At 31.4% G+C, this 795-nt stretch carries 1 protein-coding gene; it reads right to left on the reverse strand.

What is annotated here, in order from left to right; translation table 4 throughout:
* Positions 1-407 precede the first annotated feature (407 nt).
* Entirely contained in the window at positions 408-587 is a 180-nt protein-coding gene (locus MAGTDC_RS05740; protein WP_414173075.1) for a hypothetical protein, read from the reverse strand.
* Positions 588-795 lie beyond the last annotated feature (208 nt).

The following is a 795-nucleotide window of genomic DNA, read 5'->3' on the forward strand; positions in this document are numbered from 1 at the left end:
TAACATAGACTCACAACACGTATATGAATGAATGACTTTTTGTTAAAAAACTTAGCTATTGAAATTTGCAGCTCAGAACATAATTAAAATTGTATAACTATTGTCCAAAAAAAAAGAGAAGCCGGATAAAGAATCATTTCTGTGTTATTCTTGTACTTCTTTCAAGGGTTAAAACTGATTTACTGGTTTATACTAGACAAGAACCTTTAAGATGTGGAAATGCTTAGTATTCTTACAATTATAATATGGGTTATAATACATACAGGCAAACATCACTTAGAAGTAACTTTCGAAATAAAAATTAAAACACAAAAATATAAATAATTTTAGCAATTCTGAAAAATTCCTGCTTTGATATGACATATCATATCACATCAGATCTCCAATCATTATTCACCAAGGTACTGTTAAATTTCTACATCTATTCTACTAATAATATTTACCTGTGATTCAACATGGTCTTGGGCTTTAACAGATCCTGGTTTACACACAATCATACCTCGGCGAAGATCATCCCTTTTTAACCCTCGTATAAGCGCACCTAACTGATCACCAGCCTGTGCTTCTTCTAAGATCTTGTGGAACATTTCAATGCCTACAAATCAGCAAGCATATGTATGTTATATTATGTTTGTATAGATTTTCTATTCTAATCATTAAGAGTCAAATAAGAAGTGAAACTGGAAAAAAACAACCAATGTCTCAGGAAGCAAGCAACAATGCAAAAGGTCATCAATAAAGACTCTGATAATGGATAGTCATCTGACAGTCCAAGAAATCAATACATTTGGTCTT

The sequence above is a fragment of the Candidatus Hodgkinia cicadicola genome, from assembly GCF_002774925.1.